Below are 18,810 nucleotides of genomic sequence, written 5' to 3' on the forward strand. Positions count from 1 at the left end.
GTAGCTCTGGAGCATCAGCGCCTTCGCAAGGTCGCATGCAGGCACCTGCGGCCTTCCCGGACCCGTCTTCACTTCCGGCGGGCGTTCAGCAATTCTCGCGCATGCCTCATCCACGATATCCCTGATGGAATTGAGCATGTCCGCGAGTTCGTTGATCTGTGCCTCGTCATATGTGGCCCAGTCCACAGACTTCTTCGGCCTCGCTCCATACGCGAATGTGCCGTTCCTGACCGAGGATGCCACCTCCCTCAGTTCCTTCGACCGGAGGTGTCTCCCTTTCCTGATGCTGCTGTCTTCACTCAATGAACGGGTAATGTACAAAGGCCTTTTTCTGCTTTGCGAACGATTCATTCACAAACGTTAAATTTTTCGAGTGCATACGTGTGCCCATAGACGCCTGTGCGGCCGGCCTGTTTCCGGGCTTCGGAGGATTTTTGTCCCAAAGCCAGCCCTGTCATAAAATCTAAATAACCACTGCCGATATCATACGCGAAGGGATTGGAGTGGCCATTCTGAAAAAGAAGGAATATGGCAAGGGTGACGGTTCACCCGTGGAAACTGCTGAATTCATTGATCTTACCCAGATGGGTTTCGAGGGAGAAGGGCAGGTCGGCGCAAAGACGCTAATCAAGGTTGCAGAGATCTACAGATATGAGGATCTGGGCAAACTGACGGCAAATGTCTTCAACGGCCACATACTCATACTGGATTACACCGCACTGTCAGGCGATCAGCTCGCCATGAAACGGATTACGAATGATCTGAAGCTTGTGGCCAGGGATGTGGGCGGGGATGTCGCGGGACTGGGAAAAAGCTACTTCATAGTAACACCGTCTGGAATCAAGGTTGACAGGAACAAGATAAAGGGCGGATTCTGACATCATTCCGAAATGGGCGGGGTGGCCGAAAACACGCCGTCCTTGAATATGAGTGTCAGATAGCCGTGTTCAACCTTTGAATGCCTCAGTTTGAGGCACCTGATTCTGAGCTGATAGTCTGCCTCCCCCACCTGGTGGAATCTCAGCGTGATTGTTCCGTCCGCCAGGAAATCTTCGCCGTAGGCCGATATCTCCTCGCTTCCCGGCTTGAGCTCCGAAATGACAAACGAGGTTATTCCCATTTTCCTCAGGAAACCGAAAAAATGAAATAACTCCTGCCTCGGGTTCTGAACGCTCTTCAGTGAGAAGACGGCATTGAGCGAATCAATGACAAGTATGTCCACACCGGAGGTCTCAATCCTCTTTTCTATGTATTCCTCGAGTATCTTGAACCAGTCACGCCCGCTGTCCGCATCGGCATGCTCGAGCCTCAGTGTTGCGATATCCGAAATTAGCAGCTTCGAGTCGTCCACGGGCCAGAAACCCAGCGACTGCATGGTCTCCATGAGACTCTGTTTCGTCTCCTCGAGCGATATGTAAAGGCACTTCAGCCCCAGCCTTCTGGAATTGTTCCAGAGCATATTCATGGAAATGGACGATTTCATCGTACCGGGCGCGCCGAAAAGAAGGACTATCTGCCCTTTCCTGATGCCTCCGTCTATCCTGTCGTCAAATCCCTCGATAAATGTCCTGACCCTCTGAACCTGCAAAGTTCTCGATTCCACTTTTACCCTGCCGATCTCTCCGTATGCCGATTTAAAGCTGATGGCATGAATATCCATGCCTTCAACTCACTCAACTCACGATAGAGGTATGGCATCTGTATTCATTCCGCTCACTTCCGCATTCAGGTCCGCATCCAGGTCACCGCTGAAGGGATACATGCTGCCAGGCGCCTTATTCGCATCATTATTCGCATCACTGTCTTCCGGTTACGGGAATGTCTGAAGGATTTTGTCGCTTTTCATATACCTCCAGTTGCATTGTGCAAAATATGGCCCGAAGAAGCTACACAGTGGTTCACGACGGTGTCCATGGCAGCGTAAGGCTTGACGGCAATTTTTCAAGCATACTCGATTCGCCCGAAATGCAGAGGATGGCCCAGATACACCAGCTCGGCCTGGCCAACCTTGTTTTTCCCGGGGCAAACCATACGAGGCTTGAGCACATGATAGGGACGTACCACCTTGCCTCGAGGTTCGCCGGTGCACTTGAAATAAGGGGCCGGGAGAGGGATCTCCTGCTCACATCCGCCCTCGTCCACGATGTAGGCCATCCGCCATTTTCTCACACATTCGAATACATACTGCAGCAGAGACTAGGCATAAACCACATGGAGCAGACTGCCAGAATAATAAGGGGTGAAACAAGCACTGTGCCCGCCACGGACATGCATATTCTGGCCAAGGGCGATCTCCTGCCACGCATTATCGAGAGCATCGGTCTCGATACGCGGGAGGTCGCGGAACTCGTCATGAATGAGGAGGGGGTAACCGGTCTGCCGCATTATCTCACATCCCTGATTCACGGTCCCGTCGACGTTGACCAGCTGGATTACCTGATGCGCGACTCACATTATACCGGTGTAGGGCAGGGGAGGGTGGACGCGGACCGCATTGTCGAGACTTCGGAAATCGTCGGAAACAGCATGGCCGTCGAGAGGAGAGGGGTTTCCGCAGTCGAAGGGCTCATTGTTTCGCGCATACTGATGAACAGCGCAGTTTATTTCCACAAGACAGTCCGCATCGCCGAGATGATGCTTACAAAGGCCGTATCAATGCTCGACAGGGATGTATTTCCGGAAGTGTTCATGGATACGGATGCGTCGCTCTCGGGCAGACTCAGCGAACATGGCGGATATCAGCAGGAGATAGCGCTGAGACTCAAATACAGGAAGCTCTTCAAGACGGCGCTTCTCATAAGCCTGGACAGAATGGGAGATGAGGAGAGGAGGAAGCTCGCCTCTCTGTCGCGGAAGGGGAAGCTGTTCAAACTCGAGGATGAAATATCCGCCGGGGCCGGAGGGGAGCAGGGGAGCGTCATACTGGATGCCGCCCCCGTCGAATTCCTTACCGGAAGGGGGAGGAAGGGAAAGACGGAGGTGCCGATACTCGACGATGACGGAAAGGTCAGGAAACTGACCTCGCTCAGCACAATTGCGAGGGCCGTCCAGAAGCATCCGCAGCAGGACTGGGGCCTGCTGGTTGCATGCGATCCGTCCATCAGGACAAAAGCTTCAAGGATTTCGAGGGAAATAATATTCGGCTGAGGAAGACTGTCCTGCTGCGCTCTATCTGCTCATCCCTTCATCACGCCGACGGGGACGACCCTTGCTACAATCCTGGAGAGGCCTGCCGCCTGCGTAATCCTCACGACGTCATCAATATTCTTGTAAACGCCCGGCGCCTCCTCGAGTATACCTTCCACAGTTGCGGATTTGAGGTAGATGCCGCTGTCGCTCATTTTCTTCCGCACGTCCCTTTCGCTGTACATTCTGGTAGCAGCCTTTCTGGACAGAACACGTCCGGCGCCATGACATGTGGAACCGAAGCTCTCCCTCACGGAGCCTTCTGCGCCGACGAGAAGATAACTTGCGGTGCCCATATCCCCCGGAATAATCACCGGTTGCCCGACACTGGAATACCGGGACGGAACGAGAGGATGGCCGGCCGGAAGCGCCCGGGTAGCACCCTTCCTGTGAATGTATGCCCTGACCCTCTTTCCTTCCACTTCGTACTCTTCTATCTTGGCTATGTTGTGGGCAACATCATATATGAGATGCATCCCGAGATTCTCGGGCGTCGAAGAAAGCACTTTCGAGAATGCCTCCCGGATCCTGTGGAGTATGAGCTGCCTGTTGGCCCAGCCGAAATTGGCTGCCGCTGCCATTGCGGCAAAATAATCGCCTCCCTCCCTGGATTTGATGGGGGCGCATGAGAGCTGCCTGTCGGGAAGCGTGAAGCCGTAACCGGCGGAGTTTTCCTCCATGATTTTGAGGTAGTCCGTCGCTACCTGATGCCCGAGGCCCCTTGAACCCGAATGGACGGTGACCACCACCTGCCCGGGCCCCGTGATTCCGAAACTCCTGGCAGCACTGTCGTCAAATATCTTTTCAACCCTGTCAATCTCAAGAAAATGGTTTCCCGAACCCAGCGTTCCGATCTGTGTCCTGCCCCTCTGTTTGGCCTTTGTGCTGACTTTGGATGAGTCGGCTGCAGCATAAAGGCCGTTTTCCTCCGTAACATCCAGATCCTCCTTCCATCCGTATCCGTTCTCGACAGCCCAGTGCGCCCCTCCCTCAAGTACGCGGTCGATCTCGCTGCCCTTCGCGTTCACCTTCCCCTCGGATCCGACGCCGCAGGGAACGAGCCTGAACAGCAGGTCCACGATCTCCCTGACCCTGTCCTTTATGTCGCTGTACTGAAGATCCGTTCTGACCATCCGGACACCGCAGTTTATATCGAAACCCAGACCGCCGGGCGATATCACTCCCTCGTCGGCATCTTCTGCTATTATCCCACCTATGGGAAAACCGTAGCCCCAATGTATGTCTGGCATAGCCAGCGCTTTGCCGACAATGCCAGGCATCATGGCGATGTTGGCCGCCTGCTCGAGCGCGTTGTCCTGCTTTATCGACTCGATCATCCTGTCATCAGAGTAGACGACGGTGGATGTCCTCATCCCCTGCTTGTAGTTCCTGGGTATTTCGAACCTGTAGTCATCAATTCTGTTAAGTACGCCGCTCCATGCCAATTCGGAAACACCCGTCTGTTTCCATTTTGAAGGTGCTTATTAAATCTTCTGTGCCGCCGGCGCCTGTTTCAGATTTTCTTTCTGATTGCGCAGAAACCGCCGGCCTCATCGCTGAGATTGAGGACCTGCGCACCGGCTCTGCGCGCAAAATCGGAGGGCGCTCCGGTCCAGGTGCAGTTGTCAACGAAAATTATTCCCCTGCGCATGTGCTTCCACACCTCCGACAGTTCAAGCATGACATGCCTGTAAGTGTGCCTGCTGTCGTGCAGGAAAAATTGTATGTCCCCGAGTTCCTCGAGCAGCGGCCTGATCAGTTTTCCGGCGTCACCCGTATGGAGTGTCCATCTTTTCCTCAGCAGCGGAGGAACAAGAAAACCCACTTCATGCACCTCCTCCTCGTCACCGTATTTCACGCCGAGATCAATGGAGTGCAGCATCCCCTTCCCCGTTCTTTCCAGTGCAGACAGCGTGAAGGTCGTGGATACGCCGGGTCCTACACCCGTTTCCACGCAGAGATCCGGTTCCGTATACCTGGCGGCGGCGTACAGTGCGATGCCTTTCTCCGGTTTAAGTGACCACAGGTTTTTTCCCGATATGCTGTCCGCGACAGAATCGGCTTCCCTCCCTTCGCGAATAAGCGTGTCCGCCGTCTCCCTGCCGGCTCCGAGTGATTCCAGCAGCTTCCGTGCGGCCTTTTCCTGCTGTTTCATGGTGTTCGCGCAGCAGGTCAATTGCATGCATTGTTGATAAACCATTGCGGACAGCCTCTCGGAAGAACTGTCTTTTTAACCTCCCTGCTTATGAGCATTCCGTACGGCGGGTGAATCATTCTGGCTGCAGCCCTTGAAGAGAAACTGAACGGCATCGTCGAAAAGTTCGGCCGGGACACTTCCATATACATGGAGAGCGCTGACGGCAGTTTCGTCTTCGAACACAATACGTCGTCCGAATTTCCCGCAGCAAGCATAATCAAGCTTTTCATTCTCGATTATGCGCTGGAGAAGGACGGCAGGCTCGACGACACTGCGGCCGTGGATGACATCAGGCCCGGCGACGACAGCATGCTGAAATTCTTTGCCGGGTCGGAGCTCACAATCCGTTCACTGCTGTCCATGATGATAGATGTCAGCGACAACACGGCAACAAACTTCCTGATAGACAGGTACGGTATGCCCTCCATAAACGCACACATATCGGCCCGCGGCATGCCGCATACGCATCTGCGGCGCCGGATGCTCGACTTTGAATCGAGGAAGAGGGGCATGGACAATGTGACATCGCTTCAGGATGTTTTCAGGCTGATAAAATTGCATACCCGCCGTGAGTCGGGAGGCGCAGCAGGCAGCCAGGGCACGGTGTTTGAGGAATTAATGCGGTCCCAGCATGACAGGAGCAGGCTGTCACTCCTCCTCCCCGAGGGCATTACGGGAACGAAGAGCGGCAGCCTGGACGATGTTTACAGCGATGTCGGTTTCTATGCAGTCGGCGGCAGATACTCCTACGCCGGTTTTCTGACCAGGGGAAGGGCGGTTGAAGACGCAAGGCTCTTCATACCCGAGCTGTCGCTCCTTTTCTTCAACAGGCTTGCCGTTCTTCCGGGATGAGACCGATGCGCCCCTTCCTGCCATGTCCGGCGGCGCATCAGATGATGTCGTACCTCTTCCTGTACGACTGCGGATCCTTCACATTCTCGTAGCTTATGCCGTCCTTCCATTTTGCGTATGCCCATTTCTCGAAGTTATTTTTCTGTTTCATGCCTGCATTTTTCGACTGAACGAATCTCAGCGTTCCCGGCCTCTCTCCCAGTTTCACGCGTATCTCCTTCAGCACGCCGAATCTTGAGACTGTCACGGCGACAGTCTCGCCGGGCTGATGCTCCCTGATCCTGCCCGCTATGTCGGCAGGTTTCACCCTCATTCCGTCGACAGCAATCAGCTCGTCTCCGGGAAGTAAGGCAGCGCCGGCTGCGCCGGTCCCCTCAAGGACGTTCGCCACTGTTTCCGGTGCGCTCTCCGACATCCTGATGCCCAGGTATCCCTCCTTCCTTTCCTTCTCCCACTTCATTTCGATGCCTGCCAGCGAAAGATATCTGCCGAAGGGCAGATCTCCCCTGGAGGAGATCATTTCTCTGTAGATGGTTTCGCATTCTTTCCCTGAGACCGACTGAAGAGCGTCGATGAAGTCATCCTCCGTGAAGCCCCTCCCTTTTTTGTATGTTCGCTGGTAGAGCAGACGCATCACATCGTCAAGCCTCTTGCTGCCGCCTGTGGCATCTATTATGAAAATATCCAGGAGCATGCCTATCAGCTGGCCCTTTGTATAGTAGGATATCACGCTGTTTACCGTGTTTTCTTCCGGTTTGTAGAACTTGATCCATGTGTCGAAACTCGACTCCTCTGCGCTCTGGTAGTATCTCCCGGGCGTGCCGAGAAACGTTTCGGCCGCCCTCGCATGACCCCTCATCAGCTCGCCTGTCGAAACTATGCGTGCCTTTCTCAGTGCGGCATGGGTGTAGTAGGAAGTGAACCCCTCGGAGAACCAGAGCAGTTTCGTGTACACCTCCTTCGAATAATCAAATGGACCAAGCGGCATGGGGCGGAGCCTCTTCACGTTCCAGAGATGGAAGAATTCGTGCGATATGGTGCTGAGTTTGCCCAGATACTCTTCTCTCAGCCCGAAGTGGAACGGATCTGCAAGACAGTGGGTGGAATTAAGATGTTCCAGCCCGCCTCCGGCTCCCGGTACCAGGTCGTATATGAAGACGTACCTGTCGTATGGAACGTCCTTCATTATGGCTATTTCCGCGCGCACTATTTTCTCCACATCGGCGGCAAATACCGGCCTGTCTATCGTGCTTGAGCCGTAGATGGCAATCTCATGATCCCTGCCCATGTACGTGAAATGCACCGATTCATGATTTCCCGCCTCTATGGGCGAATCGAGCAGTATGTCGTAGTTGTCCGCCCTGAACTTCCACTTTTCGTCCGTCAGCCTAAGACCGGTGGATACGCTGTTCCAGCCCTCATGCGGAATTATTTCCACCTCGGCCGGCAGCTTCTCAAACCCCGCTGCAGAAAGAAAGACGCTGGGGCCGTTAATTGTCAGGTGCGAATCGTCAAAGAAACTGTGGTGGACGGATACAGTGTGCGCATGCACCCTGTACCTGACGGTAACCATGCCTCCGTCTGCCCTGAATTTCCAGTTCCTCTTGTCTGTTTTCTCCAGCCGCAGTTTCCTTCCCGAAGCACTGAATGCCTCTATCTCGACTATGTGTTTTGCATAGTCTTCGACGTGATAGGCGCCGGGGCTCCACACGGGCATGCTCAATTCCACTTCACCTTTTCCAGGTGTCAGCAGCATCTCGACCTTCAGGCAGTTCAGCCTGTGGTCACGCGCATCAACCTTGTAATGTATTTCTGCTGTCATATTTCCGGCGTGGAGATACTTTTCATGCATATACACCTATTGAGCAGCGCTGAAAGACAGAGCGCTGCCGCTGCAGTGTTGGCACGGGAAGTGCCTCCGGCACAGGCATGCGTCCTGAAATGCTGCGGCCCGCGAATGCCGTCAATCGCCCGATGTTCGCTGTTTCCCGCGCACGGCTCTGCCTCTGCCGGCAGCCGCCTTCTTCATTGTGCGCGAAGCTATTGCGGTGCTCAGCTCGCCTAGCGTCCTGTCCAGCATGGCCCTCGCCGTGTCCTGCTTCTTCCTTATCTGTGTCAGCCTGGAGGGATAGTGCAGCCTGGATATTGCCAGATACAGTATTTCCATGTCGCCCACGAGTTTTTCCGCCATGTCTATCCTTCCGTCAATCATACTGTTCAGCGCAGCACGTCTCAGTTCTCCTATGAGGTCGGAGAGGCCGAGGATGTAGACGGAAGCGTCCACTTTCATCTGCAAATGCGTCGGTATCTCCCTTCCGGTCATAACGCATCTGAAGAGAGACGCCTCGACGTATTCCTGCAGTGCCTCCTCAACAAATCCGCTGTAATAGATCTCCCAGTTGTCGGCAAGAAGCGTTTCGAGCTCCATGACGCTTGATTTCAGTTGCCTGAAGCCTTCAACAACATCCCTGCCTTGCCGGTCTGTGTGCAGTTTGAATATCAGTTCAGAGGATGTCCTCACTATTTCCCTTGATTTTCTGATTGCAATCTCCCTCAGTTCGTCCCTCTCGTCAAGCTCCCTCTCAACTTCCGCCATCACCGCTTCAAAATTCACAAGCGCCATGCGAGCAGCCTCTCATCAGATTCTTCCATGCAGTTTCTCTCCGATCATTCTCTTCCTTTCCATTTCCTCTTTCGTTCCTATATCCCTTCTGCTGTAAACCGGCCCGGATACAAACCTGGATGCGTTTTCAATCTTGCCTGCCGCCTCCCAGGGTTCGTCCCCTTTTGCAAGCAGGGCGAAGGAGCGGGAAGCGGTTGTGAGCAGTCTCCCGCCTTCCGCATTTACAGATCCGAAATACAGCATGACGCCGCTACTGCGAACGCCTTCCTCTTCTATCCTTATCTCTGAACCGGAAACGGGCTTTTCCCCGTAACCGCTGGGAACGAAATACCTGCACACTGTGCTGACATTCTCAAAATTGAGCATGTTCTTCACGCTGCCTTCCGCCGCGGAGGCCAGCGTCTCCGTCAGGTTTCCTTCTGTCACGGAGAGGACATTCATCGCCTCGGGATCAGCAAATCTTGCATTGAACTCCAGCAGTCTGACACCTTCCGCAGTTACCATGAAGTTGCCGTAAATCAGTCCCCTGAACATCCTGTCCTCGGATGACAGCGCTGAAAGAACGCGCTGTGTTATGTACATTGCATTCTCCCTGTCGGCTTCGCTCACGAACGGCAGTAGCATGTTCCCTGCCGTATAGGATCCCATGCCGCCTGTGTTCGGTCCTCTGTCCCCCTCGAAAGCCCTCTTGTGATCCTGGGCAAGCGGGAATGCAACCATTTTCCTGCCGTCCGTTACCGCCTGCAGGCTGAACTCCTCCCCGATGAGTCTTTCTTCGATGACAACCGACGCGCCCTTCCCGCCGAGCAGCTCCTTCACGTATATCTTTGCATCAGCGTTGTCGCCGAGCTGTTCACCGACTATCCTGACGCCCTTTCCGCCTGTCAGACCGCTTGGTTTTACCACGACATCATAGGAGCAGTTGTCGATAAATCCGGCTGCGTCCGTGTAGTTTTCGAATACGGCATATCCCGGATTTCCGGGTATGCCGTACTTTTCCATCAGCCTTCTTGCAAATGCCTTTGAGGTCTCTATCTCCGCGGCGCCAAGCGTGGGACCGAAACATTTTATACCGCGCTTCTGCAGTGCATCCGGGAGTCCTGCGGCCAGAGGCCCCTCTGGTCCGATTACTGCAAAATCGGCACCATTCTCCACAGCAAAATCGACCGTTCCCGCAACTTCGTTCTCCTCCCTGAGGGCCAGTGCGGATGAGATGCGTGCTATGCCGGGATTTTTGTTCCTCATTACGGAAACAATGCTGTTTCCCTCAGACCGCAATCTTTCGGAAATGATGTGCTCCCTGCATCCTCCGCCGACTACCAGTATCCGCATATCGTTTACACCAAACAGCGGATCAATAATAATACTTTACAGATCGCGCATTTCAGGCATTTTGCGCCGGCATACCTGGATACCCGCTGCATGCTGCGTAACAGCGCAAGGTTTATCAACCGCCTCCGCAACCGTGAAAACGATGGACAGGAAGAGACTTGCAGCAGTGGCAGCCACTCTTTCTGCCGCAGCCTTATGGGGCACATCCTTCCCGGTCATCAAGGTAGGTCTCGAAACTGTCAACCCCTACAGCTTCCTTGCATGGCGTTTCATTGTTGCCGCACTGCTCATGATGCTCATCCACTATCTCAGGAAAGGAAAATTCGGCCGTCTTGTAACAAGGCGGACGCTTCTCGTCGGCTTCATACTGTCCCTCTCCTTCCTTTTCCAGTATGTCGGCCAGGTGACAACCACGGCCGCAGAAGCTGCAGTACTTCTGAACACCGGACCGATCATCGTTCCGGTGCTTGCCTATTTTCTCATCAGCGAGAAACTCAGCTCCAGGCGCTGGCCGGCGGTCGGCATCGGCGTATTCGGCATAGTGTTCACCTCCGGCGTCATTGGGAGCGGCGGCGTCTCATCCTCACTCTACGGTGCGCTCGCACTGCTTCTCGGGGCGCTGTTCACATCGGTCTATATCGTCGTCACTAAAAGCCAGTCGGGCGAAGCCGAGCCTGTTGAACTGTTCACCGGTTCATTCATATGCGCCGCGATCTTTGTATCCGTCTATTCGGCGGTGACCGGGAATCTCTCCGCATCGCTCTGGTATAATGCCGGCCCGGCCTCTTCCGTCCTGTATCTTTCCGTTATGTGCACGATTGTTCCCTTCCTGCTCTGGTTCCGCGGCCTCAGGGGGCTGACAGCCACAGCATCGACAGTCATAACGCTTTTCGAGCCGGTGGTCAGCATACTGATATCTGTATTCATTCTGGACGAGCAGTTCACCCTTTTCGAATTCGGAGGCACCGTCCTGATATTTGCCGCAATACTGTGGATGAGCATCTGACGGCCTACCAGGCAAACCGCGTTTTGAGTGCCCACTTCCTCAATGCCCTTCTTCTGTCCATGAAATCGGGTATGTGGTTTGCCACCGAATGCCAGAATTTTTCATCATGCCTCCTGTGCCTCAGGTGGCACAGTTCATGCACGACAACATACTCCATTACCTCCTCCGGGAACAGGGACAGCCTTGAATTGAATCTTATTGTCCCGCCGGGAGAACAGCTCCCCCATTTGCTCCTGAAGTTTTTAATCTCGTATTTTGCCGCACGCAGTCCCGTCGCTATCTCCCATTCCGGTATTTTGCGCTTCAGGAAATCTAGCGTCCTTTCGGCGTAGAACATGCTGATGATGCGGACTCTTTCCTGCTCCCCATCCCCGCAGAAGAGTTTCAGTTTTCCTGAGTTCTCCAGCAGTGTGTAGTATCCTCCCCCCGGCTGTTCGCAAACCTCGACATCCAGCACCCTTCCGCCGTAAACCGCCTTCGAGCCGCTGCTTCCGTCGATTGTAATCCTCTCCATTGCCGCCATTTCCGCCACGCTGTCGTCAATCCATTTCCTGTTCTGGAGAATGAAATTGTGTATTTCCTTCCTTGAGGCGCCCTCGGGGACACGGACAATGATGTTGCATGATGCGTCCACAGAAATGCTCAGCCTTCTGATCCTCCTGCTCCTGCGTTCTGTGTAATGCAGACCGCCGGATCCGTATTCCTTCTCTTCCACCTGTTCTCTACCGCGCCCTTCCATGCTATTCGTTTCTAAATCAATTTCGATTCTGCGGCTCCGTGTGCCTTCGGATATGGGTAAATGTTTTAAGACTGCAGGCATTGAATATGGTGATGAAAAAGGCTGCCGATGGGGACGCGGTCGCGGAAAAACTCAGTGCCGCAGGCATAGAATCGGGCGACCTGATAAGGGTAAGAGACAGAGAGAAGGTTTTTGCCGGCATACTCATGCCCCGTGACGAATTCAGCTCCGGCGATGTACTCGTTCTCAAGCTCAGGTCCGGATACAATATCGGTGTGAAATACGGCAGGCACACCGAAGTGGAACTCGTCGAAAAGCAGCCGAAACCGGCGCACCGCCGCTCGGGCGCGGCCAGACACGCCGGTGACGGGAAGAGCGACAGGAGGGTGGCTTTTGTGGGAACCGGCGGCACGATAGCAAGTTTCGTCGATTACAGGACGGGTGGCGTGTTTCCGGCATATGACGCCGAAGGAATCGTTTCACTTGTACCGGAGATTTCGTCTGTCTGCAGACTCGAGGGCGAAACGCTTTTCTCGGAAATGAGCGAGAATTTCGGTTACAGCGAATGGAAAGCGCTTGCAGAGGAAGCTGCATCCAGGCTGAACGCGGGCTACAGGGGTGTGCTGATTGCACATGGCACAGACACGATGTCCTATACAGCTGCGGCGCTTTCATTCATGCTGAAGAACATGACGGGTCCGGTCGTTCTTGTCGGCGCGCAGAGATCCCCGGACAGACCGTCTTTTGACGGCTATCTGAATCTCCTCTGTTCCGCAAGAGTCGCGGCAGAAAGCGACGTGGGCGAGGTGGTCGTCGTAATGCATTCCTCATCGTCGGATACGGAATGCGCTGTTCACCGCGGAACAAAGGTCAGGAAAATGCATTCAAGCAGGAGAGATGCGTTCAGGAGCATCAACTGCGAGCCGATAGCACTCGTGGACGGAGGCATAAGGTATCTGTCCGAATACAGGCATGCATCCGGTGGAAAGGTGGAGGCGGACACGAAGATGTCTGACGGCGTATCGCTGGTGCAGTTTTATCCGGACCTTGACGGCGACGAATTCATGCGCATTACAGAAGGAAAGAAGGGAGTGGTTATTGCAGGAACAGGCCTTGGCCATGTTAGCTCTGAGCTCGTCGGCTGCATCAGGAAGAGGGTTTCAGAGGGAATGCCTGTTGTCGCGACCACCCAGTGCCTGTACGGAACAGTGGATCTGAAGGTGTATTCGACGGGAAGGGACATGCTGAAGGCAGGCGTGATAAACGGCTCAGACATGCTTCCGGAGGTTGCCTATGTGAAGCTGAGGTGGGTGCTTGGACATCACAGCAGGCTGGAGGATGTCAGGAAACTGATGGAGAGCAGCATTTCGGGGGAGATAACCTGCAGGCGGGAAGGTGCTGAGAAACTTGTCTGAAACTGTCAGGATAAAGGCCGGTCTCGAGATACACCAGCAGCTCGATACAAAGAAACTGTTCTGCAGCTGCGGTTCAGCGCTGAACGATGCCGTAAAGGGGAAGGTCGTACGGAAGCTGCGCGCATCAAGGTCGGAAATGGGTGAAACAGATGCTGCCGCACTGTGGCAGTCCTCGCTGGACCTTCTCTACGAATATGAGATAAGCGAAAACAGCTGCCTCGTGGAGCTTGACGAGGAGCCGCCGCATGAGGCCAACATGGATGCCCTGTCCATCGGTCTGAAGGTTGCACTGCTTCTGCACTCTGAACCGGTTGATGAAATACATTTCATGAGGAAGATCGTTGTGGACGGTTCAAACACTTCCGGATTCCAGCGTACCGCGCTGATCTCCACCGGCGGCTACGTCGAAGTCGGCGGCAGGCGGATAGGCATTCAGTCTGTCTGCTGCGAAGAGGATGCCTGCAGGAAGATTGAGCGGAAGGACAGAAGCGTGGTCTACAGGCTTGACAGGCTCGGTGTTCCGCTGCTGGAGATCGCAACCGAACCGGACATAGATTCGCCTGAACTGCTGAAGGAGACTGCAAGAAAGATCGGAATGCTGCTGAGGGCCGCAGGCAACGTAAGGAGAGGCATAGGCACCATCAGGGAGGACATCAACATATCGGTGGAGGGAGGCTCAAGGGTCGAGATAAAAGGTGTCCAGGAGCTGGAAATGCTTCCCAGGATAGCGGCCGGTGAGGCTCTCAGGCAGAGGCGCCTTATCGATGCGCGTGCCCTCCTCAGGGAAAGGAAGGCGCGTGCGGGCGGGCGCTGGACAGACGTGACACCGCTTCTGTCCGGATCGGAATCCGCCCTGATTGCCTCGGCACTGAAGAAGGCGGAGCGGATAGGGGCGATGGCGCTGATTGGCTTCCGCGGAACGCTCCAGAAGGACGGAAACAGTGTAATCGGAAGGGAAATAGCCCAGTACCTGAGGCCGCTTGGTGTGAAGGGAATACTGCACTCGGACGAGCTTCCTGCCTACGGCATAAGCGAAGAGGAGAAGGAGCGTGTATCGCGTCATCTCAAACTGGGCGAAAATGACGCCTTCGTGCTTTGTGCGGCGGAGGCCGGGATGATGGACACCATTTTCAGGACCGTTGCCTCCAGGGCAGCAATGTCGCTGTCCGGCGTTCCGGAGGAAACACGCGACGCGAAGGAGGACGGGACAACAGCATACAGCAGGCCTCTGCCCGGCAGCGCGAGGATGTACCCCGAAACGGACGTCCTTCCGGTTTCAGTCGGGCATGAATGGACGGAGAGACTGAAAGCCGACCTCCCCGAGCCATTCGATGTTCAGGCACGGAAACTGTCGGATGATTTCGGTATACACATCCAGCAGGCAACACAGCTTGCCGAGGAGGGCTGGACAGCACTGTTCACGGGTATGTGCTCAAACTACGGGAATGCCTCCGTCCTCGCCAGGATACTTCTCAACTATCTTCCGGAGGCGGAGAAACTGTACGGCCGGAGCGCGGACAGTCCCGTCTTTCTGGAAACAGTGATGAAGGCACTGGCCGAAGGCAGATTTGCGAAGGAGGCGGTAGAGCAGATAATAAAGTGCGTCGTGTCCGGAAAGGACATACAGGAATGCCTGGAGGCGGCGGCGTCCGCTGTGAGCCGTTCGGACGCCGAACGCATAATCAGGAGGATCGTTGCGGAGCACCATGAGCTAATCAGCGAACGCGGGGAAGCTGCGCTGAGCCCGCTGATGGGTCTCGCAATGAAGGAGCTTCGCGGCAAACTGGACGGAAAGGAGATAAGTTCCCTGCTCTCAAGCATCATCAGGGAGAGCGCCCGGTAGCAGTTTTTCCCGGCCGCGCCTCAGCCTCGCTTCTACAAGATGGAGCGTTTCGAAATTGAGCTTCACCGAATCGGCCGTCGCTATTTTCCAGTCTCTTCCTGCAAGGCGGGCAAATTCCCCGATACTGCTCATGGAACTGAGAACAATCAGCACCCTGCCTTTCTCTGAAAGCAGATCACGCGCCTGGTAAAGGAGTCTCAGCGCCAGCTCGAATCCCCTTTCTCCTCCCGTGAGCTGCCTGTCCGGCAGTCCTTCCTCCGGAAGATAGGGCGGGTTGAACGCGATTATATCAAACGGTCCCCTGAGCGCTCCCGCAAGGTCGCATCTCACAAAGCCTACGGCTGCGCCGTTGGCTTCCGCATTTTCGGCCGCAGCCCGCAGACAGTCCATATCGATATCGGTGGAAACGACTGCATAGCCCTTCAGTGCGGCGCCGATTCCAACTATGCCTGTCCCTGTCCCGACATCCAGGAAATTTCCGTTGCCGTCTCCTATCGATTTGAGGATCAGGACAGTGTCCTCCGCAGGAAAATAGGCCCCCTCCCAGCGGACTATCCGGATGCCTTCAATTACTGCCGGCACCTGTCTTCCCTTTCGATCTGTCGGACAGGAAATCATTCATGTGTTCCCTGGTGTCAAGCATGATGCCCTTCCTTATCCAGTATCTTGCGGGAGGGAGATTGAGTATGATCCTCCAGGCGCCCTTCGGTCTCAGGTTTATCATGCCCTCCAGGACACAGCTGTTCCCCTCGCCGCGCATTCTATAGTGTCCGCTGATATTCCAGAGCCTGCTTTCTGACTCAAACTCCACATCTCCCGGCGGCTTAAGCACGGCAACAGTCCTGTCCGTGAAGTGCAGCGGTCTCGTGAATGTGTCCGCCATTCTGACGATATTCCCCTCCCTTGAGATTACCTTCCTGCTGACCTTCATGTACCTGTTGTCCGCGGAGTCCTGGTCAGTGTAATCAGTCCACCAGGCGAAGAGTTCCCTGCAATGCGCCTCCACCGTTTCCCTGATGTGTAAAATCATACTGCCGTCCCGGAGGCGCATGTCAGTCGGCAGTCCTGCCGCCTGCGACAGGTCGCGGATGGTGTCCCCGCGCCTCCCTTATCATCCTGGCGTAAACCCTGACAATTCCGCTCGCCTCCACGGCCCCCCTCTTCACGGAGCTGTTCTCTGTCTTTATGCTTGTGATCACTGCCTTTCCCCTGCCCGTCTCGATGATGTCGCCTATTGTGAACTCCTCCTCCGGCTGCGCCTCAATCCTGAGCGATATCGTTCTGGATCCCTGGTTCACGGAAACCCTGACAAACCTGACGGCTGAAGTCCTGGCCCATATCGACACTATGTCAGTGCACTTTGCCTGTGCCGCCCTTCCGTTCCTGGTGTCTATCGCAGTGACGACGCATCTGCTGTTGCCGAGGTACATCTCCTCCCCGACCACGACGCTCTCGTCGCTGAACAGCTTTGTCATCCCCCTTGCCGAGGTTCCCTCGCTGCTGAGCACGTACGGTATGTCGACGAGCTTCTCCTCGGAGAAGACTCTCTTCTGTATGCTGAGGCATTCGGAACACCTCAGCGTGAATTCCATTCCCTCCCTCTTCACGCCTCTCTTGGCATGCACCAGCGAGTGGGCCGTCACCCTGCCGCATGCGGGGCACTCTACATCGAAATCCTCTCCGCCGGTCATCGCCTTCCGCCCTTCACGAATGAAAGTATTGCGCTCAGATCCTTTTCACGGATGACATAGTCAGCCGCCTCCTCTATGCTCCTGTTCCAGGGATTGAATGCAATGCACTTCCCGGCCATCCTGAACATGGAAATGTCAGTCGGCCCGTCACCCACGGCGAGGCACTCCTCCCTGGCGACGCCTTCGCTCTTCATGATCTCCGCTGCACATTTCGATTTGTCCCTTATGTCAACTCTCAGTATACCCTCCCCCGTCAGTCTGCCCGTTCCGTCCGCCTCGAGGCCGTTTGCAACCTGGTAATCTATTCCCGTCATTTCAGCCACCTGCTGCGCAAGCAGATCAATTCCGCCGCTCACGATCGCCGTCCTTACTCCCTGCCTTTTGAGTTCGGCAACAGTCCTTGAGGCTCCCTTCATCAGTCCCACCCCGCCCAGTATCGCCTTTATGTCGCCAAGGCAGAGATCCGGTTTCTTTTCCATCCACAGCCGGATATCGGAGCGCATGAATTCCATCTGGTCTATCCTGCCTTCAAAAAAAAGCTTTGCGTTCTCACCGTTGTCCACGCCAAAGTGCCTGTGGACCGTCACCCATGAACTCGGTGTATCCACCAGCACGCCGTCCATGTCGAAAAGAACAAGCCGGGCATTCATCCGACCACCTGTCAGCTTTCTTTCCTGCCTGTATCGGTGTCTTCATTCTTTCCCTTTTTGCTTTCCGGCGACTCCTTCCAGTTGTAGCTCTTGTTCAGTAGTGTGACGCTGCCCGCCACAATTATGATGGAAAGCGCGAGCGCGATAAACATGAGCGAATGGTTGAGATCCAGCTTGCCGATAAAGCCGGACACCGGGAAGATGTATGAGTGGGACAGCGCCACGAGCGTGAAGTTCAGGGATACAATCCTGGACAGCTGTATTGTCACCGAGCTTTCCCCCGGGGAGAATCCCCCCTTCTCCACTCTCACTATGTAGTTTCCCTGCGATACATTGACAAACTCGTACAGGCCGCTGCTGTCAGTAACCGTGCGGCGGAACGATCCGTTTGAGCTGATCAGCGTCACGTTCGCACCGCCCAGCGGTATAATGCGGCCCAGGCTGTTGGTCGCGTTCACAACGCCGATCAGTTCGCCGAGAAGCGGCCTGAGCGTGAAATTCAGCCAGGAGTGGACGCCCTGAACGATCCTGATGGTCGTGCTGTTGGTGAAGTAGCCTGCCTTGCTGACGGTGACGTTGAACTTCCCCCCGGGTATATTGCTGAATGAATATTCTCCAAGGGGCTCGCTCGTATGGGTGGTGAAGGCAACGGTTGAGTTGTTCAGTACCACCGTCGCCATAGGCAGCGAGACGAAACCGTTGTTCACGTAACCTGTAAGATTTCCCTGAAGCTCGTACATGGTGAAGTTGGCATAGAAATCAGCTGTCTGAATGCTTTCGTTGATATACGTCCTGTTCGCGCTGTATCCGGAGAGAAGAGCCGTTATGTCGTACTTACCGGGGCTGACAGACTGCGTCACTGTCCCGTTTGAACCTGTTTTGTATGAGCCGGAATTCCCGCTGGAGACATTCTTGATAATGACTGTCGCGTTTGCAACGGGCTGTCCGCTGATGTTCACGACCTTCGCGATAATCTCCGGATCTGAAGCTGCAGCGGCTGCCGAAGGCAGGGCAGGCATCAATGCGACGCCTGCCAGAACGGCCGCAACGACAAATACAAATGCTTTTACAGCCATATGCACAGCAGTCTCACATAGATGAGAAATGCTATATTAATGATGGACCCTGCCTGCAGCTGCGCGCGCAGCTGCTGTCGCTCCTCCGTCGTTATGTGGTAAAAGGGTAATTAGCAGCAGGAAACTTCAATACCATATGTGCTTATGTAGGGTCAAATGAAGTTGGCGGATTGGGCGCGGGAACAAGGCATAGATTACAA

At 54.9% G+C, this 18,810-nt stretch carries 19 protein-coding genes; 6 read left to right on the forward strand and 13 right to left on the reverse strand.

Annotated elements, in window-relative coordinates:
• Positions 1-303, reverse strand: a 303-nt coding sequence (locus tag KIS29_10030; GenBank protein ID MBX8640659.1) for a hypothetical protein, incomplete at its 3' end; no start/stop codon positions are given.
• 200 nt (positions 304-503) lie between these two features.
• Here KIS29_10030 and sepF point away from each other — a divergent pair.
• Positions 504-878: a cell division protein SepF gene (gene sepF, locus KIS29_10035; protein ID MBX8640660.1), complete on the forward strand. Its 375-nt coding sequence runs from the start codon at positions 504-506 to the stop codon at positions 876-878.
• Between the two features lie 2 nt (positions 879-880).
• On the opposite strand, the gene KIS29_10040 is transcribed toward sepF, so the two are convergent.
• Complete coding sequence (locus KIS29_10040) at positions 881-1,660, reverse strand: RAD55 family ATPase (protein ID MBX8640661.1); 780 nt, start codon at positions 1,658-1,660, stop codon at positions 881-883.
• A 212-nt stretch (positions 1,661-1,872) separates the two neighbouring features.
• On the opposite strand from KIS29_10040, the gene KIS29_10045 reads away from it, so the two are divergent.
• Positions 1,873-3,147 carry an HD domain-containing protein gene (locus KIS29_10045; protein MBX8640662.1) on the forward strand — a complete coding sequence of 425 codons (1,275 nt, stop codon included), beginning with the start codon at positions 1,873-1,875 and terminating at the stop codon, positions 3,145-3,147.
• Between the two features lie 29 nt (positions 3,148-3,176).
• On the opposite strand, the gene KIS29_10050 is transcribed toward KIS29_10045, so the two are convergent.
• Together KIS29_10050 and KIS29_10055 are read right to left on the reverse strand one after the other, a co-directional pair.
• Positions 3,177-4,559, reverse strand: coding sequence for an RtcB family protein (locus KIS29_10050; protein MBX8640663.1), 1,383 nt, complete (start codon positions 4,557-4,559; stop codon positions 3,177-3,179).
• 140 nt (positions 4,560-4,699) lie between these two features.
• Positions 4,700-5,341: a class I SAM-dependent methyltransferase gene (locus tag KIS29_10055; GenBank protein MBX8640664.1), complete on the reverse strand. Its 642-nt coding sequence runs from the start codon at positions 5,339-5,341 to the stop codon at positions 4,700-4,702.
• A gap of 189 nt (positions 5,342-5,530) precedes the next feature.
• Here KIS29_10055 and KIS29_10060 point away from each other — a divergent pair, with 189 nt between their 5' ends.
• Entirely contained in the window at positions 5,531-6,235 is a 705-nt protein-coding gene (locus tag KIS29_10060; protein ID MBX8640665.1) for a serine hydrolase, read from the forward strand.
• Positions 6,236-6,272: 37 nt separating this feature from the next.
• On the opposite strand, the gene KIS29_10065 is transcribed toward KIS29_10060, so the two are convergent.
• From KIS29_10065 to purD, 3 genes are all read right to left on the reverse strand, one after another.
• Entirely contained in the window at positions 6,273-8,057 is a 1,785-nt protein-coding gene (locus KIS29_10065; protein MBX8640666.1) for a PDZ domain-containing protein, read from the reverse strand.
• Between the two features lie 141 nt (positions 8,058-8,198).
• The gene (locus KIS29_10070; protein MBX8640667.1) at positions 8,199-8,858 is read right to left on the reverse strand and encodes a haloacid dehalogenase; all 660 of its coding nucleotides are present in this window, start codon (positions 8,856-8,858) and stop codon (positions 8,199-8,201) included.
• Positions 8,859-8,873: 15 nt separating this feature from the next.
• Positions 8,874-10,190 (reverse strand): phosphoribosylamine--glycine ligase, encoded by a 1,317-nt coding sequence (gene purD / locus KIS29_10075; protein MBX8640668.1) that lies wholly within the window; start codon positions 10,188-10,190, stop codon positions 8,874-8,876.
• Positions 10,191-10,332: 142 nt separating this feature from the next.
• Between purD and KIS29_10080 the strand changes: the two genes are divergently transcribed.
• Positions 10,333-11,196 carry an EamA family transporter gene (locus KIS29_10080; GenBank protein MBX8640669.1) on the forward strand — a complete coding sequence of 288 codons (864 nt, stop codon included), beginning with the start codon at positions 10,333-10,335 and terminating at the stop codon, positions 11,194-11,196.
• Positions 11,197-11,200: 4 nt separating this feature from the next.
• Here KIS29_10080 and KIS29_10085 read toward each other — a convergent pair whose 3' ends face one another.
• Positions 11,201-11,935 (reverse strand): M48 family metallopeptidase, encoded by a 735-nt coding sequence (locus KIS29_10085; GenBank protein MBX8640670.1) that lies wholly within the window; start codon positions 11,933-11,935, stop codon positions 11,201-11,203.
• Between the two features lie 92 nt (positions 11,936-12,027).
• Between KIS29_10085 and gatD the strand changes: the two genes are divergently transcribed.
• Together gatD and gatE are read left to right on the forward strand one after the other, a co-directional pair.
• Complete coding sequence (gatD, locus tag KIS29_10090; GenBank protein MBX8640671.1) at positions 12,028-13,350, forward strand: Glu-tRNA(Gln) amidotransferase subunit GatD; 1,323 nt, start codon at positions 12,028-12,030, stop codon at positions 13,348-13,350.
• A complete protein-coding gene (gene gatE, locus KIS29_10095) occupies positions 13,343-15,193 on the forward strand; it encodes a Glu-tRNA(Gln) amidotransferase subunit GatE (protein ID MBX8640672.1) in 1,851 nt (616 codons plus the stop codon). Before gatD ends, gatE begins: the two co-directional genes overlap by 8 nt.
• On the opposite strand, the gene KIS29_10100 is transcribed toward gatE, so the two are convergent.
• Genes KIS29_10100 through KIS29_10120 form a run of 5 tightly spaced genes read right to left on the reverse strand, consistent with a single transcriptional unit; the run spans position 15,164 to position 18,610 of the window.
• Complete coding sequence (locus KIS29_10100; protein ID MBX8640673.1) at positions 15,164-15,775, reverse strand: methyltransferase; 612 nt, start codon at positions 15,773-15,775, stop codon at positions 15,164-15,166. The two genes, gatE and KIS29_10100, sit on opposite strands and share 30 nt — an antisense overlap.
• Positions 15,759-16,223 (reverse strand): hypothetical protein, encoded by a 465-nt coding sequence (locus KIS29_10105; protein ID MBX8640674.1) that lies wholly within the window; start codon positions 16,221-16,223, stop codon positions 15,759-15,761. Before KIS29_10105 ends, KIS29_10100 begins: the two co-directional genes overlap by 17 nt.
• Before the next feature lie 22 nt (positions 16,224-16,245).
• A complete protein-coding gene (locus KIS29_10110) occupies positions 16,246-16,884 on the reverse strand; it encodes a hypothetical protein (GenBank protein MBX8640675.1) in 639 nt (212 codons plus the stop codon).
• A complete protein-coding gene (locus tag KIS29_10115) occupies positions 16,881-17,534 on the reverse strand; it encodes an HAD-IB family phosphatase (protein MBX8640676.1) in 654 nt (217 codons plus the stop codon). The genes KIS29_10110 and KIS29_10115 overlap by 4 nt, the downstream gene beginning before the upstream one ends.
• An 11-nt stretch (positions 17,535-17,545) precedes the next feature.
• Positions 17,546-18,610, reverse strand: coding sequence for a carboxypeptidase regulatory-like domain-containing protein (locus tag KIS29_10120; protein MBX8640677.1), 1,065 nt, complete (start codon positions 18,608-18,610; stop codon positions 17,546-17,548).
• Between the last annotated feature and the right edge of the window lie 200 nt (positions 18,611-18,810).

This window comes from Candidatus Sysuiplasma jiujiangense (genome assembly GCA_019721075.1).
GTDB lineage: Archaea > Thermoplasmatota > Thermoplasmata > Sysuiplasmatales > Sysuiplasmataceae > Sysuiplasma > Sysuiplasma jiujiangense.